This window comes from Microbacterium oleivorans, from assembly GCF_001644225.1.
In the GTDB taxonomy this organism is placed as follows: Bacteria; Actinomycetota; Actinomycetes; order Actinomycetales; family Microbacteriaceae; genus Microbacterium; species Microbacterium gawkjiense.
On sequence record NZ_LSTV01000001.1, the window covers coordinates 865115 to 891825 of the forward strand.

The 26711-nt window shown below is 69.9% G+C and carries 33 protein-coding genes; 27 read left to right on the forward strand and 6 right to left on the reverse strand.

From position 1 onward, the window contains the following. The first annotated feature begins 21 nt into the window (after window positions 1–21). Both ftsY and AYL44_RS04090 read left to right on the forward strand, forming a co-directional pair. Window positions 22–894, forward strand: a complete 873-nt coding sequence (ftsY, locus tag AYL44_RS04085; RefSeq protein ID WP_064001951.1) for a signal recognition particle-docking protein FtsY — start codon at window positions 22–24, stop codon at window positions 892–894. Window positions 895–938: 44 nt separating this feature from the next. Beyond that, window positions 939–1439 carry a DUF2004 domain-containing protein gene (locus AYL44_RS04090; protein ID WP_064001952.1) on the forward strand — a complete coding sequence of 167 codons (501 nt, stop codon included), beginning with the start codon at window positions 939–941 and terminating at the stop codon, window positions 1437–1439. A gap of 21 nt (window positions 1440–1460) precedes the next feature. Here AYL44_RS04090 and AYL44_RS04095 read toward each other — a convergent pair whose 3' ends face one another. From AYL44_RS04095 to lipB, 3 genes are all read right to left on the reverse strand, one after another. Further along, window positions 1461–1799 (reverse strand): hypothetical protein, encoded by a 339-nt coding sequence (locus tag AYL44_RS04095; protein ID WP_064001953.1) that lies wholly within the window; start codon window positions 1797–1799, stop codon window positions 1461–1463. A 123-nt stretch (window positions 1800–1922) separates the two neighbouring features. After that, the gene (gene lipA / locus AYL44_RS04100) at window positions 1923–2921 is read right to left on the reverse strand and encodes a lipoyl synthase (RefSeq protein ID WP_064001954.1); all 999 of its coding nucleotides are present in this window, start codon (window positions 2919–2921) and stop codon (window positions 1923–1925) included. After that, window positions 2918–3559 (reverse strand): lipoyl(octanoyl) transferase LipB, encoded by a 642-nt coding sequence (gene lipB, locus AYL44_RS04105; protein ID WP_064001955.1) that lies wholly within the window; start codon window positions 3557–3559, stop codon window positions 2918–2920. The genes lipA and lipB overlap by 4 nt, the downstream gene beginning before the upstream one ends. Window positions 3560–3617: 58 nt before the next feature. Between lipB and AYL44_RS04110 the strand changes: the two genes are divergently transcribed. After that, the gene (locus AYL44_RS04110) at window positions 3618–4196 is read left to right on the forward strand and encodes a TetR/AcrR family transcriptional regulator (RefSeq protein WP_064001956.1); all 579 of its coding nucleotides are present in this window, start codon (window positions 3618–3620) and stop codon (window positions 4194–4196) included. A gap of 12 nt (window positions 4197–4208) precedes the next feature. Continuing rightward, window positions 4209–5759, forward strand: a complete 1551-nt coding sequence (ffh, locus tag AYL44_RS04115; protein ID WP_064001957.1) for a signal recognition particle protein — start codon at window positions 4209–4211, stop codon at window positions 5757–5759. A gap of 4 nt (window positions 5760–5763) precedes the next feature. On the opposite strand, the gene AYL44_RS04120 is transcribed toward ffh, so the two are convergent. After that, window positions 5764–6921 (reverse strand): glutamate--cysteine ligase, encoded by a 1158-nt coding sequence (locus AYL44_RS04120; RefSeq protein WP_064001958.1) that lies wholly within the window; start codon window positions 6919–6921, stop codon window positions 5764–5766. Window positions 6922–7106: 185 nt separating this feature from the next. On the opposite strand from AYL44_RS04120, the gene rpsP reads away from it, so the two are divergent. From rpsP to AYL44_RS04185, 13 genes are all read left to right on the forward strand, one after another. Next, window positions 7107–7520 carry a 30S ribosomal protein S16 gene (rpsP, locus tag AYL44_RS04125; RefSeq protein WP_064001959.1) on the forward strand — a complete coding sequence of 138 codons (414 nt, stop codon included), beginning with the start codon at window positions 7107–7109 and terminating at the stop codon, window positions 7518–7520. A 4-nt stretch (window positions 7521–7524) separates the two neighbouring features. Continuing rightward, window positions 7525–7755 (forward strand): RNA-binding protein, encoded by a 231-nt coding sequence (locus AYL44_RS04130; protein ID WP_064001960.1) that lies wholly within the window; start codon window positions 7525–7527, stop codon window positions 7753–7755. Between the two features lies 1 nt (window position 7756). Next, window positions 7757–8359 (forward strand): ribosome maturation factor RimM, encoded by a 603-nt coding sequence (gene rimM / locus AYL44_RS04135; RefSeq protein WP_064001961.1) that lies wholly within the window; start codon window positions 7757–7759, stop codon window positions 8357–8359. Window position 8360: 1 nt separating this feature from the next. Further along, window positions 8361–9071 carry a tRNA (guanosine(37)-N1)-methyltransferase TrmD gene (gene trmD, locus AYL44_RS04140; protein WP_064001962.1) on the forward strand — a complete coding sequence of 237 codons (711 nt, stop codon included), beginning with the start codon at window positions 8361–8363 and terminating at the stop codon, window positions 9069–9071. Between the two features lie 48 nt (window positions 9072–9119). Beyond that, on the forward strand, window positions 9120–9578 hold the full coding sequence (locus tag AYL44_RS04145; protein ID WP_064001963.1) for a hypothetical protein: 459 nt from the start codon (window positions 9120–9122) through the stop codon (window positions 9576–9578). Between the two features lie 173 nt (window positions 9579–9751). Continuing rightward, window positions 9752–10099: a 50S ribosomal protein L19 gene (gene rplS / locus AYL44_RS04150; RefSeq protein ID WP_064002469.1), complete on the forward strand. Its 348-nt coding sequence runs from the start codon at window positions 9752–9754 to the stop codon at window positions 10097–10099. A gap of 134 nt (window positions 10100–10233) precedes the next feature. Beyond that, on the forward strand, window positions 10234–10971 hold the full coding sequence (gene lepB, locus AYL44_RS04155; RefSeq protein WP_064002470.1) for a signal peptidase I: 738 nt from the start codon (window positions 10234–10236) through the stop codon (window positions 10969–10971). Beyond that, window positions 10971–11630, forward strand: a complete 660-nt coding sequence (locus tag AYL44_RS04160; protein ID WP_064001964.1) for a ribonuclease HII — start codon at window positions 10971–10973, stop codon at window positions 11628–11630. The genes lepB and AYL44_RS04160 overlap by 1 nt, the downstream gene beginning before the upstream one ends. 39 nt (window positions 11631–11669) lie before the next feature. Beyond that, window positions 11670–11993: a DUF2469 family protein gene (locus AYL44_RS04165; RefSeq protein WP_036309185.1), complete on the forward strand. Its 324-nt coding sequence runs from the start codon at window positions 11670–11672 to the stop codon at window positions 11991–11993. Between the two features lie 90 nt (window positions 11994–12083). Then, complete coding sequence (locus AYL44_RS04170; protein WP_064001965.1) at window positions 12084–12446, forward strand: YraN family protein; 363 nt, start codon at window positions 12084–12086, stop codon at window positions 12444–12446. Continuing rightward, window positions 12443–13969, forward strand: a complete 1527-nt coding sequence (locus AYL44_RS04175) for a YifB family Mg chelatase-like AAA ATPase (protein WP_064001966.1) — start codon at window positions 12443–12445, stop codon at window positions 13967–13969. Before AYL44_RS04170 ends, AYL44_RS04175 begins: the two co-directional genes overlap by 4 nt. Next, window positions 13963–15132 carry a DNA-processing protein DprA gene (gene dprA, locus AYL44_RS04180; RefSeq protein WP_064001967.1) on the forward strand — a complete coding sequence of 390 codons (1170 nt, stop codon included), beginning with the start codon at window positions 13963–13965 and terminating at the stop codon, window positions 15130–15132. Before AYL44_RS04175 ends, dprA begins: the two co-directional genes overlap by 7 nt. 70 nt (window positions 15133–15202) lie before the next feature. Continuing rightward, on the forward strand, window positions 15203–16102 hold the full coding sequence (locus AYL44_RS04185) for a tyrosine recombinase XerC (RefSeq protein ID WP_064001968.1): 900 nt from the start codon (window positions 15203–15205) through the stop codon (window positions 16100–16102). An 18-nt stretch (window positions 16103–16120) separates the two neighbouring features. Here AYL44_RS04185 and AYL44_RS04190 read toward each other — a convergent pair whose 3' ends face one another. Beyond that, window positions 16121–16618 (reverse strand): murein hydrolase activator EnvC family protein, encoded by a 498-nt coding sequence (locus tag AYL44_RS04190; RefSeq protein WP_064002471.1) that lies wholly within the window; start codon window positions 16616–16618, stop codon window positions 16121–16123. Window positions 16619–16905: 287 nt separating this feature from the next. On the opposite strand from AYL44_RS04190, the gene rpsB reads away from it, so the two are divergent. From rpsB to AYL44_RS04230, 8 genes are all read left to right on the forward strand, one after another. Further along, on the forward strand, window positions 16906–17787 hold the full coding sequence (gene rpsB / locus AYL44_RS04195; RefSeq protein ID WP_064001969.1) for a 30S ribosomal protein S2: 882 nt from the start codon (window positions 16906–16908) through the stop codon (window positions 17785–17787). Between the two features lie 78 nt (window positions 17788–17865). Next, complete coding sequence (gene tsf, locus AYL44_RS04200) at window positions 17866–18693, forward strand: translation elongation factor Ts (protein ID WP_064001970.1); 828 nt, start codon at window positions 17866–17868, stop codon at window positions 18691–18693. Between the two features lie 87 nt (window positions 18694–18780). Continuing rightward, window positions 18781–19500: a UMP kinase gene (pyrH, locus tag AYL44_RS04205; RefSeq protein WP_064001971.1), complete on the forward strand. Its 720-nt coding sequence runs from the start codon at window positions 18781–18783 to the stop codon at window positions 19498–19500. Between the two features lie 55 nt (window positions 19501–19555). Then, window positions 19556–20110: a ribosome recycling factor gene (gene frr / locus AYL44_RS04210; RefSeq protein ID WP_064001972.1), complete on the forward strand. Its 555-nt coding sequence runs from the start codon at window positions 19556–19558 to the stop codon at window positions 20108–20110. Window positions 20111–20117: 7 nt separating this feature from the next. Further along, a complete protein-coding gene (locus AYL44_RS04215) occupies window positions 20118–21149 on the forward strand; it encodes a phosphatidate cytidylyltransferase (protein WP_064001973.1) in 1032 nt (343 codons plus the stop codon). Beyond that, window positions 21146–21703, forward strand: a complete 558-nt coding sequence (locus tag AYL44_RS04220; protein ID WP_064001974.1) for a DivIVA domain-containing protein — start codon at window positions 21146–21148, stop codon at window positions 21701–21703. The genes AYL44_RS04215 and AYL44_RS04220 overlap by 4 nt, the downstream gene beginning before the upstream one ends. A gap of 42 nt (window positions 21704–21745) precedes the next feature. Further along, window positions 21746–22465: a phage tail tip lysozyme gene (locus tag AYL44_RS04225; RefSeq protein WP_064001975.1), complete on the forward strand. Its 720-nt coding sequence runs from the start codon at window positions 21746–21748 to the stop codon at window positions 22463–22465. A 3-nt stretch (window positions 22466–22468) separates the two neighbouring features. Then, window positions 22469–22750, forward strand: coding sequence for a hypothetical protein (locus AYL44_RS04230; protein WP_064001976.1), 282 nt, complete (start codon window positions 22469–22471; stop codon window positions 22748–22750). Here AYL44_RS04230 and AYL44_RS04235 read toward each other — a convergent pair whose 3' ends face one another. Further along, a complete protein-coding gene (locus tag AYL44_RS04235; RefSeq protein WP_064001977.1) occupies window positions 22751–23824 on the reverse strand; it encodes an AI-2E family transporter in 1074 nt (357 codons plus the stop codon). A 157-nt stretch (window positions 23825–23981) separates the two neighbouring features. On the opposite strand from AYL44_RS04235, the gene AYL44_RS04240 reads away from it, so the two are divergent. Together AYL44_RS04240 and AYL44_RS04245 are read left to right on the forward strand one after the other, a co-directional pair. Next, window positions 23982–25760, forward strand: coding sequence for a glycosyl transferase (locus AYL44_RS04240; protein WP_231872720.1), 1779 nt, complete (start codon window positions 23982–23984; stop codon window positions 25758–25760). Next, the gene (locus tag AYL44_RS04245; protein ID WP_064001979.1) at window positions 25757–26692 is read left to right on the forward strand and encodes a tetratricopeptide repeat protein; all 936 of its coding nucleotides are present in this window, start codon (window positions 25757–25759) and stop codon (window positions 26690–26692) included. Before AYL44_RS04240 ends, AYL44_RS04245 begins: the two co-directional genes overlap by 4 nt. Window positions 26693–26711: the final 19 nt, after the last annotated feature.

The window sequence follows — 26711 nt, forward strand, 5'->3', positions numbered from 1 at the left end:
GCGGTCAACTAGCCTGGGTGCATGGCGGAGAGCTCCTGGTCCCTCGGTCGCGCGCTGCGCGGCATGTTCGTCAAGCCGACGATCGATGAGAACACGTGGGAGGACCTCGAGACCGCGTTGCTCACCGCCGACTTCGGGCCCGACATCACCGAACGCATCGTCGACGAGCTCCGCGAGAAGGTCGAGCGGTACCGCACGACGGATCCCAAGGACCTCCAACGGATGCTGCGCGAGACGCTCGAGGAGCACTTCGCGAAGTTCGACACGACTCTCCGGCTGACGGAGCGCCCCGCGGTGGTGCTCGTGGTCGGGGTCAACGGGGTCGGCAAGACGACGACGATCGGGAAGTTCGCGAGCTACCTCAAGCGGTTCGGGCGGACGGTGGTGGTGGGCGCGGCCGACACCTTCCGCGCGGCCGCGGTGGATCAGCTCGCGACATGGGCCGAGCGCGGGGGAGCCGCCATCGTCCGCCCGCAGCACGAGGGGCAGGACCCGGCATCCGTCGCCTTCCAGACGATCGAGCACGCGATCCGCACCGGGACCGAGATCGTTCTCGTGGACACGGCCGGCCGCCTGCACACCAAGGGCGGTCTCATGGACGAGTTGACCAAGATCCGCCGGGTCATCGAGAAGCAGGCGCCCATCAGTGAGGTCCTCCTCGTGCTCGATGCCACCACCGGCCAGAACGGCGTCATGCAGGCCGAGGCGTTCCTCGAGCACGCCGGCGTGACGGGGCTCGTCCTGACGAAGCTCGACGGCTCGGCCCGCGGCGGGTTCGTGCTCGCGGTCCAGGAGCGCACCGGCATCCCGGTCAAGCTCCTCGGTCAGGGTGAGGGGATCGGCGATCTGACCGGTTTCACGCCCCACGTCTTCGCATCCGCCCTCGTCGATTGACCCAGGCGGTCGCGCGCGACCGTCAAGGCTGGTTTCATTGATGCATGGCGATCGAGCACGACTACTTCGGACTTCTCGAGTCCGGACCCGACGGGTCGATCTTCTGGTCGGAGGTCGTGGACTTCGGTGATCAGCGGGTGACCGTCGACCTCACCGCGCCCGACCAGGACGACGTCTCCATCGATGCCCTCGACGTCGCGGCCGCCATGATCGCGGCGTTGGAGACCATCGATCTGCGTGCCCGGAACGCGATGGTCTCCGAGCTGGACGATCGCACGAGCGAGGTCACGGAGTTCATCCTCCAGCAGCAGGAGATGCTCGGCGAGGACATCGAGGACCTGCTCGTCGACGTGTCGGGTGACACCCATATGGATGTCATCCGCTCCCTGCAGCTGATGAGCATGACGATCCTCGCCGACGAGCACGGGGGCAAGGACCCTTTCGCGGTGCTGGAGTACGCCCTCGACCCTGACTCGACCGACGACGTTCTCCTGGTCAACCTCGACGTCTCGGGGGCCGTCCAGTCGGTGACCAGCGCCGACTGAACGGTCTGCGTCACCGGGCGGTCAGCCGCGCGACGCGTGCGCCCAGTCGATCGCGTCCCGCAGGGTAGCGAGGTCCCGGTACCAGGTCTTCACCTCGGTGCGGCATCGCACCCGCTCGACGCGGGTGTCGTATTCACTGCACTCGGCGAGTGCTTCGGAGTCGGTCGGGGGGTACTCGGCGGATCCGTCGTAGTACCCGATCTCGAACCCGTTCGCGGCGTCACCGGTCACGGACACCACGGTGTCAGGCGCGGGCTCGGGCACATCGTGCGTGGTCGGCGCGGAGGCCGTGTGGGGGAGCAGGGCGGCGAGCGCCATGGCCGCGCCGAGAGCGGTCGCGAGCGGAAGTGAAGTACGCATGTGTCTCCTTCGGTGAGGCCGGTGCATCCGGCATCCCGAAGGTAGGAAGCGTCGCGCCGCGCGCGATCCCGTCCGTGCCAGGTGGGGGAGGGATGCGGCCGCGCCCGACCTGGGGAGGAGGCGTCAGACCGCCTGGGCGAATCCCTCGGCGTCGGCCTCGTCGGCGAGGTGCGCCAGCGCCGCCGGGATCTCGCGACCCTTCGACCGCATCGAGCGCGCCCAGAGCCGCCCGGCGCGGTACGACGAGCGCACGAGCGGTCCGGCCAGGACCCCGAGGAACCCGATGGACTCGGCGAGCTCGCGCAGTTCGACGAACTCCTGCGGCGTGACCCACCGCGCCACGGGAAGGTGACGCGGCGTGGGGCGGAGGTACTGCGTGAGGGTGATGATGTCGGTACCGGCGGAATGCAGGTCGCGCAGTGCGTCCTCCACCTCGTCGCGTTCCTCGCCCATCCCGAGGATCAGATTCGACTTCGTGATGAGTCCGGCGTCCCGCGCGCGGGTGAGGACGCCGAGCGACCTCTCGTACCGGAACGCCGGTCGGATCCGCTTGAAGATGCGGGGAACGGTCTCGACGTTGTGCGCGAAGACCTCGGGGCGCGACGCGAACACGACGTCCAGGAGCTCAGGGTCCCCGTTGAAGTCCGTGGCGAGGAGCTCCACACCCGTACCGGGGTTGTCGGCGTGGATGCGGCGGACGGTCTCCGCATTGAGCCATGCGCCGCCGTCGGGCAGGTCGTCCCGCGCGACGCAGGTCACGGTCGCATACCTCAGGCGCATGCGGGTGACGCTCTCGGCGACACGGCGCGGCTCGTCGGTGTCGTAGTCGGCCGGCTTGCCCGTGTCGATCTGGCAGAAGTCGCACCGCCTCGTGCACTGCGAGCCGCCGATGAGGAACGTGGCCTCGCGGTCCTCCCAGCACTCGAAGATGTTGGGGCAGCCGGCCTCCTGACAGACGGTGTGCAGTCCCTCGTCCTTCACGAGTCCCTGCAGCTCCCGGTACTCGGGGCCCATCTTCGCCTTCGTGCGGATCCATTCCGGCTTGCGCTCGATCGGGGTCTCGGCGTTGCGGACCTCGAGCCGGAGCATCCGGCGGCCTTCGGGTGCGGTGTTCGCGCTCATGCGGCGACCTCGGCTCCGTGCTCACGCGTGAACGCCGCGACGACGGCGGGGAGGACGTCGACGGGGGAGATGTCCCGACCGGTGACCTGGCTGAGGGTCGTCACCCCGGCATCCGTGATCCCGCAGGGGATGATGCTGCGGAACGGTTCGAGAGAGTTGTCGCAGTTCAGCGCGAAGCCGTGCATCGTCACTCCGCGCTGCACCCGTACCCCGATCGCCGCCACCTTCTCGAGCGACCCCGCTCGTTCGACCCAGACGCCGCTGCGTCCGTCGACGCGCTCACCCACGACGCCGACGGTCCGGATCACCTCGATGAGCAGGTCCTCCAAGCGGCGGACGTGCGCGACGACGTCGACGGGTTCGGGAAGTCGGACGAGCGGGTAGCCCACGAGTTGCCCGGGACCGTGCCAGGTGATCTTGCCGCCGCGGTCGACGTCCACGACGGGCGTTCCGTCGACCGGCCGCTCGTGCCGTGCCGTACGCGCGCCCGCCGTGTAGACGGCTTCGTGTTCGAGGAGGAGGAGCGTGTCTGTGCGGGTGCCCGCCACGATGTCGGCGTGCAGGGTGCGCTGGAGGTCCCAGCCCTGCCGATACGGGACGAGGTGGGGGGCCATCCCTACGGTGCGGATCTCGATCACGAGGCCATCTCCTGTTTGTTGGACTGCGTGCAACAATACGCGACGATAGGCTCCTCGCATGACGACCGGCCGACCACGCGCATCCTCTCGGGAGGTGCTCTCCGAGGCGGCGTGCGAGCTCTTCCTCGAGCGCGGGTACGACGCGACATCGGTCACCGACGTCGCCGTCCGTGCGGGAGTGAGCAGATCCAGCTTCTTCAACTACTTCGAGTCGAAGGAAGCGATCCTGTGGTCCTCGCTCGACCGTCGGATCGATCGGTTGCGCGCACGGGTGCCGCTGTCCGAACCCGTCGCCGGGCTCATCGAGCTCTGCGACGGCTTCGCGCCGGACAGCCTCGCCCTCGCGCTCGTCCACGCCGAGGCGATGGGTGTCCAGGACGAGATCGAGCGGGGAGCCGCCGTCCGTCAGGCGCGGATCGCCCGGTCACTTTCGGCATCCTGGTCCGCGCTCGGGGCACCACCCGTCGCCGCCGAGATCGCGGGTGCCGCCCACGCTGCGGCCGTCATGATCGCCATCGACGGATGGGCCCGCTCGGGCGCCGGCAGATCGTCTTTGCCTGACGAACTCGCCCGCGCTCTGGCGGTGGCCGCGGCCACGCTTCCGTCCCTCGCCGGCGCGACGACGGGTCTCGACTAAACTCGAGCCATCATGGCTACCTTCGGCACGCTCTCCGATCGTCTCACCGAGACCTTCCGCAACCTCCGCACGAAGGGCAAGCTCTCGCCCGCCGACATCGACGGGACCGTGCGCGAGATCCGTCGCGCCCTCCTCGACGCCGACGTGGCGCTTCAGGTCGTCAAGGACTTCACGGGCAAGGTTCGCGAGCGCGCCCTCGGCGACGAGGTGAATCGCGCCCTCAACCCGGCGCAGCAGGTCGTCCAGATCGTGAACGAGGAGCTCGTCGCCATCCTGGGCGGCCAGCAGCGGCGACTGCAGTTCGCGAAGCAGCCCCCCACCGTCATCATGCTCGCCGGCCTGCAGGGCTCCGGTAAGACGACGTTCGCCGGGAAGCTGGCGAAGCAGCTCGAGAAGGACGGTCACACTCCGCTCCTGGTCGCCTGCGACCTGCAGCGTCCGAACGCCGTCAACCAGCTGACCGTCGTGGCCGAGCGCGCAGGTGCCGCCATCTACGCGCCCGAGCCCGGCAACGGGGTCGGCGACCCTGTGAAGGTCGCCCGTGACGGCGTCGAGTACGCGCGCCGCCAGCAGTACGACACCGTCATCATCGACACCGCGGGACGCCTGGGCGTGGACGCAGAGCTGATGAAGCAGGCCGCGAACATCCGCAAGGCGACCGATCCCGACGAGGTGCTCTTCGTCATCGACGCGATGATCGGACAGGACGCCGTGAACACGGCGAAGGCGTTCCAGGACGGCGTCGACTTCACCGGCGTCGTGCTGTCGAAGCTGGACGGCGACGCCCGCGGCGGTGCGGCGCTGTCGGTGGCGTCGGTCACCGGCCGCCCCATCATCTTCGCGTCGACCGGTGAAGGCCTCGACGACCTCGAGGCCTTCCACCCCGACCGGATGGCGAGCCGCATCCTCGACCTCGGTGACATCCTCACCCTCATCGAGCAGGCGCAGCAGGCGTTCGACGAGGAGGAAGCGCAGCGCGTCGCGCAGAAGCTCGCGACCGAGCAGTTCACCCTCGAGGACTTCCTCGAGCAGCTGCAGCAGGTCCGCAAGATGGGCTCGATGAAGAAGATGCTGGGGATGCTGCCCGGCATGGGTCAGATGAAGCAGCAGATCGAGAGCTTCGACGAGCGCGAGATCGATCGCACCGAGGCGATCATCCGGTCCATGACCCCCGCTGAGCGCCGGAACCCCAAGGTCTTGAACGGATCCCGGCGGCTCCGCATCGCGCGCGGCTCGGGGATGACGGTCACCGACGTCAACCAGCTCGTGCAGCGCTTCGATCAGGCCGCCAAGATGATGAAGACCGTGGCTCGGGGCGGCGTGCCCTCCATGCCCGGGATGGGCGCGATCGGCGGCAAGCCGGGCGCATCTAGCAAGCGTGGCAAGAAGCAGAAGAGCAGCGGGGGGTCGAGGTCGGGCAACCCCGCCAAGCGCGCGGCCGAGAACGCGGGCCTCGCGGCGGCGAACACCGCACCCTCGGGCTCGGGCTTCGGCCTCGGCGGCGCGCCGCAGCCGAGCGAGGCGGACCTGGCCGAGATCCAGAAGCTCTTCGGCAAGGGCTGAGAGCTCAGCCGACCGAGACGACCTCGCGCAGCGTCGGGCCGCCCCGGAACTCGCGGATGAGGTGGTGGACCACCTCGCGCAGGTCTCCGTCGGCGGCATCGGCCACGCGGGTCTGACGCGCGGAGCTGGCGCCCTGGTCGAGGATCTGCGTGACCCCCGCGAACTCCTTCGCGCAGTGGAGTTCCGCGGCGAGCGGCGCGAGGGCCTCGGTCACCTCGCGCAGATGGTCGGCGACGGGACGCTGCCGGCCGGCGCGGTCGACGATGACGTCGGCATCCAGTCCGTAGCGTGCTGCCCGCCACTTGTTCTCGCGGACGAACCACGGCTGGATGGTGGGGAGCGGGCGACCCTCGTCGATCATGCGCGAGAAATGCTCGGCCAGCACCTGGACGAGGGCGGCGACGGCGGCGAGCTCGGGGAGCGTCGACATCCCGTCGCAGGCGCGGATCTCGATCGTGCCCCACCGCGGCGCCGGTCGGATGTCCCAGCGGACCTCGGTGGAGTCCGCCATGACGCCGGTCCGCTCCATGTCCGCGAGGTAGGCCTCGTACTCCGCCCAGGACTCGAGAGGCCAGGGCAGCCCCGCGGTCGGGAGCTGCTGGAAGACGAGGGCGCGGTTGGATGCGTAGCCCGTGCGGTCGCCTGCCCAGAACGGGCTGGAAGCGGACAGCGCCTGCAGATGGGGGAGGTAGGCGGAGAGGGCGTTGATCATGGGGAAGACCTTCGCGACGTCTTCGACCCCGACGTGCACGTGGATGCCCCAGATCATCATGTTGCGCCCCCACCACTGGGTACGCTCGATGAGCTTGTGGTACCGGGTCTTATCGGTCACCTGCTGGTCGTACCACCGGGCGAAGGGGTGGCTGCCCGCGCACAGGAGCTCGATGTCGCGGGGATCGGTGACGGTGCGGACCAGGGCGATCGCATCGGCGATGTCGTCCACGGCTGCGGCCACCGTGTCGCCCACGCCGCTGGTGACCTCGATCGTGTTGGTGAGCAGTTCACCGGTGACGGTGTGACGCTCGTGACGGGTCTGCTCCTCGATCTGGTCGAGGATCGCGGGCGCCTCCGGGACCAGATCGCCGGTGGTCCGGTCGGCCAGCATGATCTCCCACTCGATCCCGACGGTCGAACGAGCGGATGTGGCGAAGGTCACCGTCATGGGGCCAGTGTGTCACGCGCGTCCGGCGGTTCGCGGCATCCCTCCGCATCTGGCAGAATGGACGGTTGGACCGCCTTGCCCGACCCTCTATCCGGCTCGGAGGTCCACCGCAGAGCTCCCGCCGGGTGTGCACCCCACGCTCCAGGCGACGTTCATCATCACTCGCAACACCATTCAGGAGAATTGTGGCTGTCAAGATCCGTCTGAAGCGCATGGGCAAGATCCGTGCGCCGTACTACCGCATCGTCGTCGCCGACTCGCGCACCAAGCGCGACGGTCGCGTGATCGAGGAGATCGGCAAGTACCACCCGACCGAGCAGCCCTCGTTCATCGAGGTCGACTCGGAGCGCGCGCAGTACTGGCTCTCCGTCGGTGCGCAGCCGACCGAGCAGGTCGCCGCCATCCTCAAGCTCACGGGCGACTGGGGCAAGTTCAAGGGCGACAAGGACGCCGTCTCCACCGTGAAGACGGCGGAGCCCAAGGCGCCGTTCGAGCTCGACTCGTCCAAGAAGTCGGTCATCAAGCCGAAGGCGGAGAAGAAGGCCGAGGCGCCCGCCGCCGACGCCGAGGCCGCCGACGACGCGACCGAGTCCGAGTAAGACCTTGCTGGCCGCCGCGCTCGAACACATCGTCAAGGGGATCGTCGATCACCCGGACGACGTCACCATCGCCTCCAGCTCGTCGCCCCGCGGCGAGGTGCTGGAGGTGCGTGTGCACCCCGACGACCGGGGTCGTGTGATCGGGCGCGGCGGACGCACGGCGAAAGCCCTGCGTATCCTCGTCTCCGCTCTGGCCGACGGTACGCGCGTCCGCGTCGACGTCGCGGACGACTGACGTGTCGGCGAAGTCGGCTCGCACGCAGCTCCGCGTCGGGCGCCTCGTCAAGGCGCACGGTCTGAAGGGCGCCCTCAAACTCGAGCTCTACACCGACGACCCCGACGGACGGTTCGTCCCGGGTGCGGAGTTCACCCTGCAAGTGCCGGAGTCCTCGCCCTGGCACGGAAAGACGGTGACGGTCCGCGAGTTCAAGTGGATGAACTCGCACCCGGTCGTCTTCCTGGACGGGATCGACGACCGCACCGCCGCAGAATCCATCGTCCGCGCCATCCTGTGGATCGACCAGGATGCCGTTGCGCCGGTCGTCGAGGACGACGCCTGGTACGACCACCAGCTGGTGGGGCTCGACGTCGTGCGCGACGGTGAGGTCGTCGGACGCGTGACGCGGGTCGACCACTTCCCGGCGCAGGATCTGCTGGGTGTCCAGCTGGCCGCGGACGACCGCGAGGTGCTCGTTCCCTTCGTCAAGGCCATCGTGCCCGAAGTGGACATGAGCGCCGGTCGTCTCGTCGTCACTCCGCCTGCCGGGTTGTTCGAAGACCTCCCCGGTGACGACGAGCCTCGTCCGGAGGCCGGCGACGAGGCCGACGCCGGGTCCTGACGTGCGCATCGACGTCGTCACGATCTTCCCCGCCTTCTTCGACGTCCTCGAAGTGTCGCTGCTGGGCCGCGCTCGGGGCGCGGGACTGCTCGACATCCGCGTCCACGACCTCCGCGACCACACGACCGACCGGCACCGCACTGTCGACGACACGCCCTACGGCGGCGGCGCCGGGATGGTCATGAAGCCCGAGCCGTGGGCGCAGGCCCTCGACGCGATTGTCGCCGGCTCCCACGAGACGGTGACGGATGCCGCATCCGGACCGCTCTTCGTCTTCCCGTCGCCGGCGGGGGAGCGCTTCACCCAGTCCGTGGCGCGCGAGTGGAGCACCGAATCGCACATCGTCTTCGGGTGCGGGCGGTACGAAGGCATCGACGAGCGCGTCTTCGCCTACGCCGCGACCATCGGCCGCGTGCGGCTCGTGAGCCTGGGGGACTACGTCCTGAACGGCGGGGAGGTCGCGGCGATGGCCATGATCGAGGCCGTCGGACGCCTCGTCCCGGGCGTCGTCGGCAACCCGGAGAGCCTCGTCGAGGAGTCGCACGAGGACGGCCTCCTCGAGTACCCCTCCTACACGAAGCCGGCATCGTGGCGCGGATACGACGTTCCGGACGTGCTGCTCAGCGGACACCACGGGCGGGTCGCGCAGTGGCGGCGCGATCAGCAGGTGGAGCGGACCCGCCTTCGGCGCCCGGACCTGCTCAGCGAGTGATCAGCTGACGGCGATCGCTGCGGCTGCCCGGCGGCGTAGCATCGGAGGATGCCCCTGCGTCGTGGATTCTTCTTCTGGCTCCTGCCGAGCGCGGTCATCCTGCCCCTGTGGCTGATCATCGGATGGATCGTGTCGGATGCCGGTGGCTGGGCGCTCGCCTGGGTGCTGGTCGTCGCGATCCCCTCCGTCCTCATCGGCCAGCTCGTCCTGACGCTCCTGATCCGTTCCCGCGGCACGGTCCGGCACACGCGCGCGGTCTCCTGGTGGGACGTCGGCGGCGTCGGTCTCTGGCACGTCCTGACCATCGCCGTGGGCTTCTTCTCGGAGGCGTGGTTCTGGCCTCTCCTCATCGCGGCGACCGTCGTCTTCCTCGCGGTGTTCTGGCTGTCGCTGCGACAGCTGTTCCAGGAGACACGGCCCTCCGTCATCCTGCGCAGGTACACCGCGCCCGCTCGGACGCCCGAGAGCGTGGTCGTCGTCGAGGAGAAGCGCGACCCGCTCGTGTGAGGCCGCGCGCCGCGGTTTGGCGGCCGTCGGCATCCATGGCAGAATGACCCTTTGTGCCCTGACAGTTCTCTGCCTCGGGGGAGTTCGGAGCCCAGTCGGCTCCGACGGGCGCCACATCCTTTTCTCCTCTTACTCTCGCGGTCGACCTGAGGCGGTCGCAGGAAGTGACGATCATGCAGATCCTCGACTCCGTCGACGCAGCCTCGCTGCGCTCCGACATCCCCGTCTTCAACGCCGGCGACACCGTGAAGGTGCACGTCAACATCACCGAAGGCAACCGTTCTCGCATCCAGGTGTTCCAGGGTGTCGTCATCGGCCGCTCCGGTGACGGCGTCCGTGAGACCTTCACGGTCCGCAAGATCAGCTTCCAGGTGGGCGTCGAGCGCACCTTCCCGGTGCACAGCCCGGTGATCGACCACATCGAGGTCGTCACCCGCGGTGACGTGCGTCGCGCGAAGCTCTACTACCTGCGCGAGCTGCGTGGCAAGAAGGCGAAGATCAAGGAGAAGCGCGACAACTGATCGCGTTCTCCACAGGATGCCCCGGGACCGAGTCCCGGGGCATCCGTCGTTCCCGGGTGTTTCGGTGCTCGGCGTGCACATGATGTGCCACGCTGGTGGATGGTCGCCGAACCCCGGCACCGGTGAAGGACAGCATGACCACCGATTCCCCGTCCCCGACGCTCGGCAGCGACTCCGATTCCCGTCCGCGACGCGGACCGTGGCCGTTCATCCGGGACGTCCTGGTGATCCTCCTGGTGGCCGTCCTCGTGTCCTTCCTCGTCAAGACCTTCCTGGTGCGGTCGTTCTACATCCCGTCCGGCTCGATGGAGCGCACGCTGCTGAAGGGCGACCGCATCCTCGTCGACGAGTTGACGCCGCGGTTCAACGGGTACGAACGCGGCGACGTCGTCGTCTTCCGGGACCCCGGCGGGTGGCTCCCGACGACGTACGAGCCGGCGCAGCCTCCGTTGACGGCGGCGCTGGACTGGTTGGGATCCCTCGTCGGGCTCACGGCGTCCGACAGCGACGACCACCTCATCAAACGCATCATCGGTCTGCCCGGCGATCACGTGGTGTGCTGCAACGCGCTCGGGCAGGTCACCGTCAACGACGTGCCCATCGACGAGACGCCCTACCTGGACCTCGGTCCGAACCAGTCGGCTCCCGACGAGTTCGACTACGACGTCACGGTGCCGGAGGGCTCGATCTGGGTGCTCGGCGACAACCGCGACAACTCGCAGGACTCGCGGTACCAGCAGGAGCAGCCGGGGCAGGGGTTCGTTCCGATGGACAACATCGTCGGGCGGGCGTTCCTCATCACGTGGCCGTTCGACCGGTTCGGTCTCATCGATTCGCACCACGACGTGTTCCGCGGGGTGCCGGCGCCGTGATGGCCGTGGTCGCGCCGACGCTGTCGCTCGAGCGTCGACTGCTCCGGGAGCATCCCCTCGTGATCGCGTGCGACGAGGTCGGCCGGGGCGCGCTGGCGGGGCCCGTCGCGGTCGGCGCGGTCGCCGCGGACGCCGCGTTCAGCCGGCGTCGCGTGCCGGAGGGACTGCGCGACTCGAAGCTCATTGTCGAACCGCGCCGAGCGGGGATGGCGGAACGCGTCCGGGCCTGGGTGCCCGCCCACGCGGTGGGGTGGGCGTCGGCGACGGAAGTGGACGAGGTCGGGATCATCCGGGCCCTGGGCCTTGCCGCCGCGCGCGCCATCGAGGAGCTCCGCGTGCAGGGTGTCGACATCGGCGATGCCCTGGTGGTCCTCGACGGAAACCACGACTACATCACCCCGGTCGCGCCGGTGGGTCGCGGCGTCCTGCCCATCATCAAGGCCGACCGTGACTGCGCGTCGGCGTCGGCGGCATCCGTCATCGCGAAGGTGGCGCGCGACGAGCACATGAGCGAGCTGGACGCCGAGGCGCCGGTCTACGGATGGGCCCGCAACAAGGGGTATGCGAGCGCGGAACACCGCGCGGCCATCGAAGAGCACGGTCTTTCCGGACACCACCGTGCGTCGTGGTCGATCGCGGCCGCCCCGACCCTGTTCTAGGTCCGGGGCCGTTCGCCGCCCGCCTAGGATGGAGTCACCATGGATGACGAAGTCTTCGAGGACTACGACCGCGAACTCGAGCTGGCCCTGTACAAGGAGTACCGCGACGTCGTCGGTCAGTTCCAGTACGTGATCGAGACCGAGCGCCGGTTCTACCTCGCCAACGAGGTCAACGTCGTCCGCCGCGACACCGAGCACGACTTCTACTTCGAGATCTCGATGAACGACGTGTGGGTGTGGGACATCTACCGCGCCGACCGTTTCGTGAAGTCCGTGCGGGTGCTCACCTTCAAGGACGTGAACGTCGAGGAACTCCAGCGGCGCGACTTCCAGCTGCCGGAGGAGCTCTCGCTCGACGGCTGAGCCTCCTCCCCAGGAGTCGTCCCTCCGCGTTCGTCCACCGGGGCGGGTCGACGACGCCGTTCGCCGGGACGCGCGGGCCACGCTGGTCGCATGGCAGCGAAAGACGACCTCGGACGGGCCGGTGAGGAGCGCGCCGAGCGGCATCTGCGTGCCGGCGGGTATCGGATCCTCGACCGGAACTGGCGTACCCACGGCGGGGAGATCGACATCGTCGCGGCGCACGGGGCCGATCTCGTGGTCGTCGAGGTGAAGACCCGCCGGGGGGAGTGGTTCGGGCATCCGTTCGCCGCCGTCGACGCCCGCAAGCGGGATCGCCTGTGGCGGCTGGCCGCCGCATGGATCGTGGCACACCCGGAGGCGGCTCGGGGACGCCGACTGCGACTGGATGTTATCGGCATCACGGGTCCCGACCCGGAGTCGGCCGTGGTGGAGCACCTCGAGGACCTGCGATGAGCCTGGGGCGCACGTGGTCGGTCGTCCTCACCGGGCTGGTCGGCGACATCGTCGAGGTGGAGGCCGATCTGTCGAACCAGGTGCCGGGCTTCTCCATCATCGGATTGGCAGACAAGGCGATCGGGGAGGCGCAGCAGCGCGTGCACAACGCGTGCGCGAACAGCGACCTCCCGCTCCCGCGGCGACACGTGACGGTCAATCTGTCGCCCGCGAACCTCCCGAAGCGCGGGTCCGCGCTGGACGTCGCCGTCGCGATCGCCGCGGTTGCGACGGAGGCCCCACTCGACCGGCAGTCGCTGGCCGAGACCGTCCACCTGGGGGAGCTCGGGCTCGACGGTCGTCTGCGCCCGGTCTCCGGCGTGCTGCCCGCGGTCCTGGCGGCCGCTCGCGCAGGGTTCCGTCGCGTCATCGTGCCGCACGCGAACCTCCCCGAGGCGGAGTTGGTCGACGGGATCGAGGTCCGCGGCGCGGTCAGCCTGCGTGATGTCGCCCGCGCTCACGGCCTCGACGTCCCCGATGTCGTCGCCGAACCCGTGTCGGCCCCCGAGAGCGCGCCGGCGGAGGAGGAGTCGGTCCCCGATCTAGCGGACGTCATCGGGCAGAGCGATGCGGTCGAGGCGCTCATCGTCGCCGCGGCGGGCGGACACCACGTCCTCATGAGCGGTCCGCCCGGGGCGGGCAAGACGATGCTCGCCCGCAGACTGCCCGGGCTCCTCCCGGACTTGGACGACGAGACGGCGTTGCAGGTCGCATCGATCCGATCGCTCGCAGGCCTGCCCGTCACCACGCTCCGACGGCGACCGCCCTTCGAGGCGCCGCACCACACCGCATCCGCCGTCGCGCTCGTCGGCGGCGGCAGCCGCATCCTCCAGCCGGGGGCGATCGCGAGGGCGAGCGGCGGCGTGCTCTTCCTCGACGAGGCCGGGGAGTTCAGCGGTCACGCGCTCGACGCCCTCCGGCAGCCGCTCGAGTCCGGTCGCATCGAGATACACCGAGTGGGGTTCCGCGCCGTGCTCCCTGCGCGCTTCCAACTGGTGGTCGCGACGAACCCCTGCCCGTGCGGCAATTACGGCATCCCCGGGGGCGTCTGCTCGTGCCCGTCGCTGGCCATCCGCCGCTACCTCGGCAGGCTCTCCGGTCCGTTGATCGACCGCATCGACATCGAGCTCGGTCTCCAGCGGGTGTCGGCGACGCAGACGGTGGGCGCCGGTGTCACGAGCGCAGCCGCCCGCGAGCGCGTCCGCGCGGCACGCGATCGGGCACGACGACGGCTCGCCGGCACACCGTGGACGACCAACGGCGAAGTCGACGGCACGTGGCTGAGATCTGGACCTCTGCGCCCCGCGCCCGAGACCACCAGGCCGCTCGACGACGCCCTGCATCGGGGATCGCTGACGCTCCGCGGCTACGATCGCGTGCTGCGCGTCGCGTGGACCCTAGCGGACCTCGCCGGCAGAGAGCGCCCGGACGCGGTCGACATCGGCGGAGCCCTGTTCCTGAAGCGCGGGGCATCGTCATGCTGACCGTGAGCCCGGCTCAGCAGCGCGAGCGGTTGGCCGGTCTCGTGCCGGAAGACGTCCTCGCGGACGAGGGGGCCGTCGCCCACCATCACGCCTGCGCCGTCTGGTCGTGCCTGACGGAACCCGGTGACGGCGTCGCGGGGTCCCTCATCGCGGAACTCGGCGCGGTCGCTGCGCTCCACGTCGCGTGGGGGAGCGGCGGGCCGACCTCGGCGGAGCTCGAGGCGGGGAGACGGCGGTGGCATGCGCGGCGGGACTCCGTGCAGGATGCGTTCGATCGCGCACGCCGGGTGGGCGCCCAGCTCCTGGTCCCCGGCGGTCACGGGTGGCCAAAGGCGGTCAGCGACCTCGGCGTCCACGCACCGCGCGCCCTGTGGGCACGCGGTGACACCACCGCGTTGAGCGGTGCGCGTCCGGCTCTGGCCCTCGTCGGTGCGCGGGCCGCCACCGGGTACGGCGAGCACGTGACGGGGGAGTTCGTCACGCATCTGGTGCGCGCGGGCGTCCGCGTCGTCTCCGGCGGGGCCTACGGCATCGACGGCATGGCCCACCGTGCCTCGCTCGCCGCCGGCGGCGTGACGGTGGCCGTCCTCGCCGGTGGCGTCGACCGCGCCTATCCGTCGGGCCACGCGGACCTCCTCGCGCGGATCGCCGCGGGTCCGGGTGTCGTGGTCGCCGAGGTGCCGTGTGGGACCGCGCCGACGAAATGGCGCTTCCTCCAACGGAACAGGCTGATCGCGGCGTTGGCGGGAGCGACGGTCGTCGTCGAAGCGGGATGGCGCAGCGGCTCGCTCAACACCGCCGGGCATGCCGCCGCGCTCGGGAGACCCCTGGGCGCCGTCCCGGGACCCGTGACCAGCGCCGCCTCGGCGGGGTGCCACCGCCTGCTCCGCGAGTACGACGCGCGGTGCGTGACCTCCGCCGACGAAGCCCGCGAGCTCTTGGGGCTCGACAGCCCTCGCGGCGACGCATCCGCCGAACGAGTCGATGATGCGACGAGGATCCTGGACGCCCTGAGCGCGCGCAGCCCGCGGACCCCGGACGACGTCGCCCGTCGCGCCGGATTCGCCCCCGGCGAGGCCCGGGGCCTGCTGGCGCTGCTCGAGCTCGACGGCCGCGCGCAGCGCGGACCGGAGGGGTGGCGCCGCGCCCCGGCGGCGCGGTGACCATCCGTCGGGCAGGGACTTCCCCGCACGCCTCCCGTCGGAAGGGCGAAGGGCGAGGCATCCTGGGAGGATGCGGATGTCGGAGGCGGTCGAGCTCTACACGGAGCATCTGGCCAGGGTTCGGCGGCTGTCTCCGGCCACGGTCCGCGCCTATCGGGCCGACCTCGCCGACCTCGCGGATTTCGCGGACGACCCGTCGGTCGCCGGCCTCGACGTCGAGGACCTGCGCGAGTGGCTCTGGTCCGCCACGCAGCGCGGCATCTCCCGCGCGAGCCTCGCGCGGCGCACCGCCTCGCTGCGTGGGTTCTTCGGGTGGCTGTCCGCCGAGCGGATGCGGGGAGACGACCCGACACTCCGCCTCGTGACGCCCAAGCGCGGTCGCACGTTGCCGACCGTCGCCGCCGCGGCGGAGCTCGACACCGTGCTGGAAGCGCAGCGCGTCGACGCCGACGGGACAGGAGACCCCGTCGCGCTGCGGGATGCGGCCCTGCTGGAGCTCCTCTACGGCGCCGCCCTCCGCGTGTCGGAGGCATGCGGGCTCGACCTCGGGTCGCTCGACCGCGCAGCGGCGACCGTCCGCGTCCTCGGCAAAGGCGGAAAGGAGCGAGTGGTCCCCTACGGCGCTCCGGCCGCCCGAGCCGTCGATGCGTGGTTGGTGCGCGGGCGACCCGCTCTTCTGACCGACCCCGGGACCACCGCGCTGTTCCTCGGAGCCCGCGGCGGCCGTCTCGGTGTCCGCACGGCCTACGAGGTCGTCCGTCGCACGCTCAGCCCCGTGATCGGCGCGGATGCCGTCGGTCCCCACGCCCTGCGGCATTCTGCGGCGACACACCTGCTCGACGGGGGCGCGGACCTCCGGGCCGTGCAGGAGATGCTCGGACACGCGAGTCTCGGCACGACCCAGATCTACACGCACGTCTCGACCGAGCGGCTCACCGCCGCGTATCGACTGGCCCACCCCCGGGCCTGAGACACCCGGACCTCCAGGTCAGCAACACGGCAGCAGGATCGCTCTCGGCACCCGCCCGAGCAGCAGGAGCGGGTTGACGTACTCCCCGTCCAGCCGGACGCCGACGTGGAGCGTCCCGGCGGGCGCGTGGCCTCCCGTGGAGACGGTGCCGATCGGATCACCGGCCTCCACCGCATCGCCCACGGCGACGGAGGGCGCGATCGGCTCGACGCTCGTGACCCACCCGCCTCCGTGGTCGATCGTGACGACATCGCGGTCGACGACTGTTCCTGCGAAGGCGACCACACCCGCCGCCGGTGCGACGACGGGACCCGCCACGGGTCCGATGTCGATTCCCCGGTGGCCCGCGCCGTAGTCGTGGGCGGGGGCTTCGAACGCGGCGACCACGCTGGCACCCTCCGCCGGCAGTCGCCAGTCCGGCGCGCCGTCGGGGACCGCGTCGACGCGCAGGGGTGTCAGCAGGACGAGGGTGGCGGCAGCCACCAGAGCCAAGGTCACGCGGCGGATCGAGGGCATGAGCCGATGGTGCTCCGCGACGTGGTCAGCACGGGCGTCCCGCTCGCCGACGGGGGACGGATCGCGGCGGGCGGCGGCGGGGGAGGAGGTCTCGTTCTTGCTATGCTGGTGGGGCACCCCGTTCGTCGGGGTGACTACGCGTGCCCACAGCGGCTCGATCCGACACCGTCGATCGACATCGCGGCATCCCACCCAACGGTCTCCTCCGGGAGCGGGTGCGTGCCGGGCACCAGGCTCGCCGCGACCATCGTCCGGCGCGATCAACCACAACGAACAGGAGAACGGCCATGGCCGTCGTCACCATCCGCCAGCTGCTCGACAGCGGCGTTCACTTCGGACACCAGACCCGTCGGTGGAACCCGAAGGTCAAGCGCTTCATCCTCACGGAGCGCAGCGGCATCCACATCATCGACCTGCAGCAGTCGCTCGGGTACATCGACAAGGCGTACGAGTACGTGCGCGAGACGGTCGCCCACGGCGGCACGATCCTCTTCGTCGGCACCAAGAAGCAGGCGCAGGAGATCATCGCCGAGCAGGCCACGCGTGTCGGTCAGCCCTTCGTCAACCAGCGGTGGCTCGGTGGTCTCCTCACCAACTTCTCGACGGTCTCCAAGCGACTCGCGCGCATGAAGGAGCTCGAGGAGCTCGACTTCGAGAACCCGGCCGAGAGCGGCTTCACGAAGAAGGAGCTCCTCCTCAAGAAGCGCGAGCTCGACAAGCTCCACAAGTCGCTCGGGGGTATCCGCAACCTGCAGAAGACCCCGTCGGCGATCTGGGTCGTCGACGCCAAGCGCGAGCACCTCGCCATCGACGAGGCCAAGAAGCTCGGCATCCCCGTGATCGGCATCCTCGACACGAACGCCGACCCCGACGAGTTCCAGTTCCCGATCCCGGGCAACGACGACGCGATCCGCTCGGTCAGCCTGCTGACGCGCATCATCGCCGACGCCGCTGCCGAGGGCCTCATCCAGCGCCACAACCCGACCGACGAGTCGGCCGACGCCGAGCCGCTGGCCGACTGGGAGCGCGAGCTGCTCGAGTCCGCTCCGGCCGAGCAGACCGAGGCCCCCGCCGCCGAGGCGCCCGCTGACGAGGCCCCCGCCGCGGAGGAGGCCGCTGACGAGGCCCCCGCCGCCGACGAGACCGCCGAGGCGAAGTCCGCCGAGTGATCATCCCGCCTGTGCCCCGCGATCCGCGGGGCACAGGCGCCTGGAAACACCCACCCAACTACTGAGGAGCCGCCACCCATGGCAAACTTCACCATCGCCGACATCAAGGCGCTGCGCGAGCAGCTCGGCACGGGAATGGTCGACACGAAGAAGGCGCTCGAGGAGGCCGACGGCGACCTCGAGAAGGCTGTCGAGATCCTGCGTCTCAAGGGCGCGAAGGGCAACGCGAAGCGTGCCGACCGCTCCACGAGCGAGGGACTCGTCGCCGCGAAGGAGCAGGACGGCAAGGTCACGCTCATCGAGCTGAACACCGAGACCGACTTCGTCGCGAAGAACGAGCGCTTCATCGCGCTGTCGGAGAAGGTCCTCGACGCCGCTGCCGCGGCCGGTGCCGACTCCGCCGAGGAGGCCCTCGCGGCGGACGCCGGCGGCAAGACCGTCGCCGACCTCATCTCGGACGAGGCCGCCATCATCGGCGAGAAGGTCGAGCTGCGTCGCGTGCGCACGCTGTCCGGTGACGCCTTCCAGGTGTACCTGCACAAGACCAGCAAGGACCTGCCCCCGCAGGTCGGCGTCGTCGTCGCCTACTCGGGTGACGACGCCGAGACCGCTCGCTCGATCGCGCAGCACATCTCGTTCGCGAACCCGACGTACCTGTCGCGCGACGAGGTGCCCGAGGCGGATGTCGAGAAGGAGCGCGAGATCGTCACCGAGATCTCCCGCAACGAGGGCAAGCCCGAGGCTGCGCTCCCGAAGATCGTCGAGGGCCGCGTCAACGCGTTCTTCAAGCAGGTCGCCCTGCTCGACCAGGACTACGCCAAGGACAACAAGCTGTCCGTCGCGAAGGTCGCGGCCGACGCCGGGATCACGGTCACCGGCTTCGCCCGCTTCAAGGTCGGCGCGTAAGCACATGAGAGAGGGGTTCGCATCGGATGATGCGAACCCCTTTTCCATGCCGTTCGATAGTCTCCCCCTAAACGAGAGGATCCCCGCGTGATCGACGAGAACACCGGACGCCGTCGCGTCCTTCTGAAACTGTCCGGCGAAGCGTTCGGCGCAGGACAGCTGGGGGTCAACCCCGATGTCGTCAGCCAGATCGCACAGGAGATCGCCGCGGCCGTCGACCGGGTCGAGGTCGCCGTCGTCGTCGGCGGCGGCAACTTCTTCCGCGGCGCCGAGCTCAGCCAGCGCGGGATGGACCGCGGGCGCGCCGACTACATGGGCATGCTCGGCACCGTCATGAACGCACTCGCCCTGCAGGACTTCCTCGAGCAGGCGGGGGCTGCGACCCGCGTCCAGTCCGCGATCTCGATGACGCAGGTCGCGGAGCCCTACATCCCGCGGCGGGCGGAGCGTCACCTCGAGAAGGGGCGCGTCGTCATCTTCGGCGCCGGTGCCGGCCTGCCGTACTTCTCGACCGACACCGTCGCGGCGCAGCGTGCGCTCGAGATCGGCGCCGTCGAGGTGCTCGTGGCCAAGAACGGCGTGGACGGCGTCTACACGGCCGACCCGAGGACGGATGCCTCGGCCGAGAAGCTCGACACGATCACCTACCGTGACGCACTGCAGCGCGGGTTGAAGGTCGTGGACTCGACCGCCTTCAGCCTCTGCATGGACAACGGCATGGACATGCGCGTGTTCGGCATGGAGCCCGGCGGCAACGTGACCCGCGCCCTCCTCGGCGAATCGATCGGCACCCTCGTCAGCGTCTGAGGCGGGGGATGCCGCGGACTAGACTTAACCGGACGTACCGACGAATGGAGAGACCGTGATCGCCGACATCCTGGCCGACACGAAGACCCGCATGGACCGCGCCGTGGAGGCCGCCAAAGAGGACTTCGCGACCGTCCGCACCGGACGGGCGAATCCTCAGCTCTTCCAGAAGGTCCAGGTCGAGTACTACGGCACGCCGACGCCGCTCGCGCAGCTCGCATCGCTGAACGCCCCCGAGGCGCGCACCCTCGTGATCACGCCCTACGACAAGTCGGCGCTGAAGGCGATCGAGCAGGCGATCCGCGACATGCCGAACCTCGGGGCGAACCCGACGAACGACGGCAACATCGTCCGTGTGACGATGCCCGAACTCACCGCGGACCGTCGCAAGGAATACGTCAAGCTCGTCAGGAGCAAGGCGGAGGACGCGAAGGTGCACGTGCGCGGCATCCGCCGCAAGTCGAAGGACGAGCTCGACGCCCTGAAGGGCGAGGTCAGCGACGACGACCTCGCTCGGGCCGAGAAGGAGCTCGACGCGGTGACCAAGACGCACGTCGAGCTCATCGACGAGGCGTTGAAGCGCAAAGAGGCAGAACTCCTCGAGGTCTGAGAGCGCCATGTCCGAAGAGGCACCGGGGAGCGCGGTCGGACCGGAGACGCCGCCGAGCAGATCCGAGCTGAGGCGGGCCGCTCAGGCGACGGGAGACCCGTCCTCGTTCCAGTCGCACGTCCGCGCGGCGCGCAGCGAGTTCGAGAGTCAGATCGAGCGTGCCCGGGTCGAGTTCGAAGAGGCCAACGAGCGCATCAATGCGCGATCGGGTCGCAACCTGATCATGGCTACCCTCATCGGGCTCGGTATCGGTGCGATCGTGCTGGGATCCCTCCTCTTCTGGAAATGGGCGTTCATCGCGTTCGCGGTCCCGCTGTGCCTCCTCGGAGCGTTCGAGTTCTCGCGGGCCTTGCAGGCATCGGGTCGGCGGATCGACGTCCCCGCGCAGCTGACCGCCGGTGCGCTGGTGCTGGGCGCCGCCTTCGTCGGCTACCTCACGCAGTGGTTCGTCCTGTTCGCCGCCGTCGTCTTCGTGATCGTGTGGCGCCTCATCGCACAGATGGCCGCCGTGGACGGTCGTCGCTACGGTGACGTCGTCACCGACGTCCTCGCGGGCGCGCTCGTCCAGCTCTACGTCGTCTTCCACGGCAGCCTGGCGCTGGTGATCCTGCGACAGGAGCACGGCGAGCTGTGGTTGCTGGCCGTCCTCGTCATCGCGGTCTCGGTCGACACGGGGGCCTACGCGAGCGGGGTCGCTTTCGGGCGGCATCCCATGGCCCCGCGGATCAGCCCCAACAAGACGTGGGAGGGCTTCGCGGGCGCGGTCGTCGCGAGTCTGGTCGCCGGCGGATTGCTCGCCGTGCTGATGCTGCAGCTGCCGCTGTGGGCGGGTGTGGTCCTCGGACTCGCGATCCTCGTGTCGGCGACAGTCGGCGACCTCGGTGAATCGCTCATCAAGCGGGACCTCGGCATCAAGGACATGAGCTCCTTCCTGCCCGGTCACGGCGGGGTGCTCGATCGACTCGACTCGATCCTGCCGTCCCTCGTCCCGGGTCTCGCCCTGTACATCCTTCTGAGCCCCCTGAGCGGACTGTCATGACCGAGCTCACCTCTCCCGCCGCGTTCCCGAAGACCTCGGGGCGTCGTAAGGGCTACGCCCCGCGCGCAGTCGACGACTTCCTCGCCTCCGCGCGCGCCGCGTTCGAGGCCGACGGCACCGACCTGACCGCCGCCGACATCCGCGGCGCCGCGTTCCCACTGGTGCGCGAGGGTTATGCGATCGACGCCGTCGACGCGGCCCTGGCCCGCATCGAGGATGCTTTCGCGCAGCGCGAGCGATCGACGGCGATGACTCGGCGCGGCGCGCGCGCCTGGGTGGGGGCATCCCGTGCGCTGGCGCAGGAGATCCTCGACCGCCTCTCACGCAAGCCGCGACAGCGCTTCCGTCGTGTGTCCCCGCTCCGTTTCGGATACCGCGTCGACGAAGTGGATCTCGTCGCGGCGCGGATCGCACGCTACCTCGAATCCGGCGAGGGGCTGACGATCGAACAGGTCCGCTCGGTCGCCTTCCGAATGCAGCTCCGAGGGTACGACGAGGCGCAGGTCGACGCCGTCCTCGACGCCGTCGTCGACGTCATGCAGTCCGTCGGTTGATGCGTGGCGGGTGCCTTCCGTCGCCGATATGATCGGGAGACTGTGAGTTCCGGCAACGAGATCTTCCCATCGCGCGCCGGCGTCGCGACGCAGACCGTCCGGCGCTCCGTGCGCGCGGCTCCGCGATCGCGCTGGTCGCGTCGCCGGAGTGTGCTGGCCGTCTTCTCGGTGGTCGCCACCGCGGGATTCGTCGCCGCCACGCTCGTTCCGCTGGTCTCATTCCCCGCCCCTGCCGAGGCGACGCAACTCGACCCGCTCTCGCTCTACGCGTCGGCGGTCGAGGACGCGCAGCGTTTCCAGGCAGGGGACGCTCCGGCCGTCGAGCTCGAGCGTGCGAGTGAGTACACCGTCTATGTGAAGCCCACCCCGACGCCGCCTCCGCAGCCCCCGGCCGCATCGTCCTCGGCGAAGCGGTCGTCCTCGTCCTCCTCCTGGCAGCCGCCTTTCGTCTCGCCGAATCCCGGCAGTGCGCAGGCCATCGCCTACGACATGGTGACCGCTCGCGGCTGGGGGGACTCGGAGTTCGCCTGCCTCGTCGCGCTCTGGAAGAAGGAATCCGGCTGGCGGGTGAACGCCTACAACGCCTCGAGCGGTGCCTACGGCATCCCGCAGGCCACGCCGGGCCGCAAGATGTCCTCGGTCGGATCCGACTGGGAGACGAACCCCGCGACCCAGATCACGTGGGGCCTGAAGTACATCCAGGGCCGCTACGGCACCCCGTGCGGCGCCTGGGGGAAGTCACAGCGCTCGGGCTGGTACTGAACCGTGCCCCGGTCGAATCGGCGCAAGCCCAGCGGTCCTGACGCGTCGTTCGACCGTCTTCTCGCGGGCTGGAAGCGCACGGAGCAGCGCCGCGGTGTCGAGTGGACGGTGCAGCCGGTGTCCGCCGTCCAGGCGCAGAAGGACTACGTGTGCCCGGGATGCGGACGGGCGGTGGCGGCCGGGACGGCGCACGTCGTCGTCTGGCGTGCCGACGGTGTGCTGGGGGATGCCGCGGACCTGGCCGCGAGGCGGCACTGGCACACGGCGTGCTGGCGGATCGCCTGATCAGAGTTCGTTCTGGCGGGGGATCAGCACCTGGCGGTAGATGATCAGAACGCTCGCTGCCACCGGGATCGCGATGAGCGCACCCAGTAGGCCGAGGAGTGATCCACCCGCAAGGGCGGCGATCACGACCACGGCGCCGGGTACCGAGACGGCCCGACTCATGATCCTGGGGGAGAGGAAATACGCCTCGACTTGCATGTAGACGAGGTACCAGACGAGGGCGACGAGCGCGGTCAACGGCGACGCGAGCCCCAGGCAGGCGATCACGATGATGGCGGATCCGGTCAGGGTTCCCACCAGCGGAATCAACGAGAAGAAGAAGGCGATCACGGCCAGGACTGCGGGGAACGGCGCCTTGATGATGGTGAGGAAGATGGCGCTCAGGATGCCGTTGATCGCGCCGAGGACGACCTGCCCCATGACGTAGTAGCCGACGGACGCCGTGATCTGCTCGGAGAGCCCGACGAAGCGCTCGCGCTTCGAGGCCGGTGCCAGTTGGTAGACGGAGCGCTTGAGGGAGCGCATCGAAGCGGTGAAGTAGATCGTCAGGATGAGGACGATGATGGTCCCCGTCGCCGTCGCGACGATCCCCGCACCGAAGGAGAGCAGGCCGGTGCCGAGGGCCGCTCCGATGTCGGCGAAGTCGAGCCCGTTCCACCAATCGTTGACGTAGCCCAACACCATGTCGACCTGCAGCAGGGGGAACGTGTGCGAGAGCCAGTCCCGCGCGACCGTGACCGGGTTCCACTCCTGATCGACCGCGCTCTCCACCAGTGTCTGGATCTGCTGGACGAGCTTGGCGATCTGGTCGACGAGGACCGGGACCACGATGAGCACGAGCGCCGTCGCGATGGCGAGGAGGCCCGCGAAGGTCGCCAGCAGCGCGCCCCAGCGGGGGAGTCCGCGGCGTTCGAAGAACGACACGACGGGGTCGAGTCCCAGCGCGAGGAAGAGGGCCGTCCCGATGTAGAGCAGGACGGTCGACAGGGTCTGCACCCCGGTGAGGATGAGGATGCCGACGCCCACGCCGAGGGTGGCGATCAGCGCGGTGCGGAACGGATGCTGGATCTTCACGGTGCCCTCTCCCAGGTCTTCCCTCACCCTAGTTCGCCGATGCGCCCGGGCGCGGGAACGACGCCCTCCCACGCGTTTGCCAGCACCGTTCGCTAGGCTGGAATGTCGAATGATCGGCCGTGCACCCCGGATGCCGGCTGGAGGAGGGCGGCAGTTCGTGAGATTCGTGTGGGCGATCATCGCCTTCGTCCTTGCCACGCTGATGATCGGCGCCGGAGTGGCTCAGCGCACGATCCTCGAGGCACCGGCGACCGAGACGGCGACCCTCACGACGGATGCCGACGCCCCCTACGTCCTCATCGACGGTGCGGTCCTCGCCAGCCACCCGGGCGCGCAGACCCTCCGCATCGCGGGCGACGGCCCGGTCTTCGCCGCCTACGGTCGGACGCAGGACATCGCGGCGTGGCTGGCTCCCACCGAGTACGTCCATGTGACCCTCGGCGCCGAGGACCTGCCCGTCTCCGAGACCGTCGCCGCGTCGGCCCCCGTCGAGGGCGATGCGCCGACCGCGGCGCCCGCCGGGTCCGACCTCTGGCTGGACGAGTTCGAGCAGGACGGGTCTCTCGCCACCACCCTCCGCCTCCCCGCGGACATGAGCGTTCTGGTCGCCTCGGACGGCACCGCGGCGGCCCCCTCCGAGCTGAGCGTCACCTGGCCGACCGGCGCGACCACGCCGTGGGCGGGACCGCTGCTGGCCGGCGGCATCCTGATGGCCGTCGTGGGCCTCGTCCTGTACATCCTCGCTCTGCGTCACGTCCGGCGATCCCGGGGTCCGCGTCGCAAGGGTCTGCCGACCACTGCGACGCAACCCATCGACCTCTCGGTCGAGCAGGCGGAGAAGGGCGTCATCACGGCGGCTCCCGCGCGGAAGCGACTCGGCCGCGGACGGCGCCCGTTCGTCGCGCTCTCCGCCCTCCTCGTCGGCGGGATCGCGCTCACCGGCTGCTCGCCCGACGCCTGGCCCGACCTGCAGCCCGAGGCGACGCCATCGCCCTCGGCATCCGTCATCGTGCCCGAGGGCCAGGGAGCGCCCGCCGTGACGAAGACGCAGGCCGAGCGCATCCTCGGCCGGATCTCCGAGCAGGTCGCCGCCGCCGACGAGGCGAAGGACCCGAAGGCCGCGGCACTGCGGCTCACGGGGCCCGCCCTCACCGAGCGCAAGACGAACTACCGGCTCCGCACCGAGCTCCCCGATGCCGACCCGCTGCCCGCCATCCCCGCCGGCACGATGACCGCGCTCCTGCCGCAGGCGAAGAACGACTGGCCGCGCATGTTCATGGCGGTGGTCGAGGACGCGGACGGCGTCGCCACCGTCATGACGGCGACGCAGAGCGACCCGTGGGCCGAGTACAAGGTCGCCTACATCTCGAGTCTCCGCGCCGATGCCACAATGAACCTCGCCGCGGAGTACGTCGGTGCCGTGGCCGTCGAGCCCAACTCACCGTTCCTCCTCATGCCGCCCGAGAACCTGGCCGCGGCGTATGCCGACGTCCTCGACAAGGGCGACAAGAGCGAGTTCGCCGCCCTGTTCGATGAGAAGACCGACACGTTCCGCTCCCTCGTCGCCGAGAACCGCGCGGCCGTCCTGAAGAAGTTCAATGAGACCGGTGAGGAGACCGGCCGGGTCTCGTTCCAGGCCGAGCCCGGCGATTCCGAGCCGCTCTCGCTCGTCACACTCGACAGCGGCGCGATCGTGGCCGTCACCGTCACGGAGAACGAGACCGCCGTCCCGACAGATTCCGACGCCGTGATCAAGCTCGGCGAGAACGTCGTCGTGAAGGCGCTCTCGGGCGTCTCGCAGTCGAGCACCGGCTTCCAGACCCGCTACACCGATCAGCTGTACTTCTTCGTGCCCGCGCAGGGATCGAACGACAAGATCCAGCTGCTCGCCTCCCGTTCCAACGTCCTCGACGCCAAGGTGGTTAAGAAAGAGTGAGCACCCCCGCACCCGGCGCCGTCCTCCGCGGCGCCGTCGATCTCTCGTCCCTCCGCAACCGGCCCGCGGGACAGCCCGAGGGCGCCGCGCCCGCCGGCGGCGGGGCCCCGGCATCCCGCCTCATCTTCGACGTGACGGATGCCGACTTCGGTCAGGTCCTCGAGCTGTCGCGGACCGTCCCCGTCGTCGTCGACCTCTGGGCCGACTGGTGTGGCCCCTGCAAGCAGCTGAGCCCCGTGCTCGAGAAGCTCGTGACCGAGCTCAGCGGCCGGCTCGTGCTCGCGAAGGTGGACGTCGACGCGAACCCGCAGCTCGCGCAGAGCTTCCGTGCGCAGTCGATCCCGCTCGTCGTCGCCCTCGTCGCCGGTCAGCCCGTCCAGCTCTTCACGGGGGCCGTGCCGGAGGCGCAGGTGCGCGAGGTCTTCACGCAACTGCTGCAGCTCGCCGCGCAGCACGGGGTGACCGGGACGGTGCCCGTCGAGGGCGCTGAGACGGATGCCGAGGACCGCCCGGCCGCCTTACCGCCGCTCCATCAGGCGGCTTTCGACGCCATCGAGTCCGGTGACTACCAGGCCGCCGCGGCAGCGTACGAGCAGGCTCTCGCCGAGAACCCCCGCGACGAGGACGCGAAAGCCGGCCTCGCGCAGGTGCATCTGCTCGGCCGTGTGCAGAACCTGGACCTCGCCGCGGCGCGCGCCGCTGCCGCTGCCGCTCCGCACGACGTCGAGGCGCAGTTCGCCGTCGCCGATCTGGATCTCGCCGGCGGGCACGTCGACGACGCGTTCGCGCGACTGCTGGATCTGTTCGCCGCCCTGCCGGCGGACGAGCGCGCGCCCGTGCGGGCACGTCTGCTCGAACTCTTCGGCGTCGTGGGCGACGCAGACCCTCGGGTCATCCGAGCGCGGGGACGACTCGCGAGTCTGCTCTTCTGACAGAGGAAAGGGGGTCCGG

Coding starts and splice junctions, on each gene's coding strand:
- ftsY (WP_064001951.1), top strand. CDS start 22: ATGGCGGAGAGCTCCTGGTCCCTCGGTCGCGCGCTGCGCGGCATGTTC.
- AYL44_RS04090 (WP_064001952.1), top strand. CDS start 939: ATGGCGATCGAGCACGACTACTTCGGACTTCTCGAGTCCGGACCCGAC.
- AYL44_RS04095 (WP_064001953.1), bottom strand. CDS start 1,799: ATGCGTACTTCACTTCCGCTCGCGACCGCTCTCGGCGCGGCCATGGCG.
- lipA (WP_064001954.1), bottom strand. CDS start 2,921: ATGAGCGCGAACACCGCACCCGAAGGCCGCCGGATGCTCCGGCTCGAG.
- AYL44_RS04110 (WP_064001956.1), top strand. CDS start 3,618: ATGACGACCGGCCGACCACGCGCATCCTCTCGGGAGGTGCTCTCCGAG.
- ffh (WP_064001957.1), top strand. CDS start 4,209: ATGGCTACCTTCGGCACGCTCTCCGATCGTCTCACCGAGACCTTCCGC.
- AYL44_RS04120 (WP_064001958.1), bottom strand. CDS start 6,921: ATGACGGTGACCTTCGCCACATCCGCTCGTTCGACCGTCGGGATCGAG.
- AYL44_RS04145 (WP_064001963.1), top strand. CDS start 9,120: ATGCCCCTGCGTCGTGGATTCTTCTTCTGGCTCCTGCCGAGCGCGGTC.
- rplS (WP_064002469.1), top strand. CDS start 9,752: ATGCAGATCCTCGACTCCGTCGACGCAGCCTCGCTGCGCTCCGACATC.
- lepB (WP_064002470.1), top strand. CDS start 10,234: ATGACCACCGATTCCCCGTCCCCGACGCTCGGCAGCGACTCCGATTCC.
- AYL44_RS04160 (WP_064001964.1), top strand. CDS start 10,971: ATGGCCGTGGTCGCGCCGACGCTGTCGCTCGAGCGTCGACTGCTCCGG.
- AYL44_RS04165 (WP_036309185.1), top strand. CDS start 11,670: ATGGATGACGAAGTCTTCGAGGACTACGACCGCGAACTCGAGCTGGCC.
- AYL44_RS04170 (WP_064001965.1), top strand. CDS start 12,084: ATGGCAGCGAAAGACGACCTCGGACGGGCCGGTGAGGAGCGCGCCGAG.
- AYL44_RS04175 (WP_064001966.1), top strand. CDS start 12,443: ATGAGCCTGGGGCGCACGTGGTCGGTCGTCCTCACCGGGCTGGTCGGC.
- dprA (WP_064001967.1), top strand. CDS start 13,963: ATGCTGACCGTGAGCCCGGCTCAGCAGCGCGAGCGGTTGGCCGGTCTC.
- AYL44_RS04185 (WP_064001968.1), top strand. CDS start 15,203: ATGCGGATGTCGGAGGCGGTCGAGCTCTACACGGAGCATCTGGCCAGG.
- AYL44_RS04190 (WP_064002471.1), bottom strand. CDS start 16,618: ATGCCCTCGATCCGCCGCGTGACCTTGGCTCTGGTGGCTGCCGCCACC.
- rpsB (WP_064001969.1), top strand. CDS start 16,906: ATGGCCGTCGTCACCATCCGCCAGCTGCTCGACAGCGGCGTTCACTTC.
- tsf (WP_064001970.1), top strand. CDS start 17,866: ATGGCAAACTTCACCATCGCCGACATCAAGGCGCTGCGCGAGCAGCTC.
- AYL44_RS04215 (WP_064001973.1), top strand. CDS start 20,118: ATGTCCGAAGAGGCACCGGGGAGCGCGGTCGGACCGGAGACGCCGCCG.
- AYL44_RS04220 (WP_064001974.1), top strand. CDS start 21,146: ATGACCGAGCTCACCTCTCCCGCCGCGTTCCCGAAGACCTCGGGGCGT.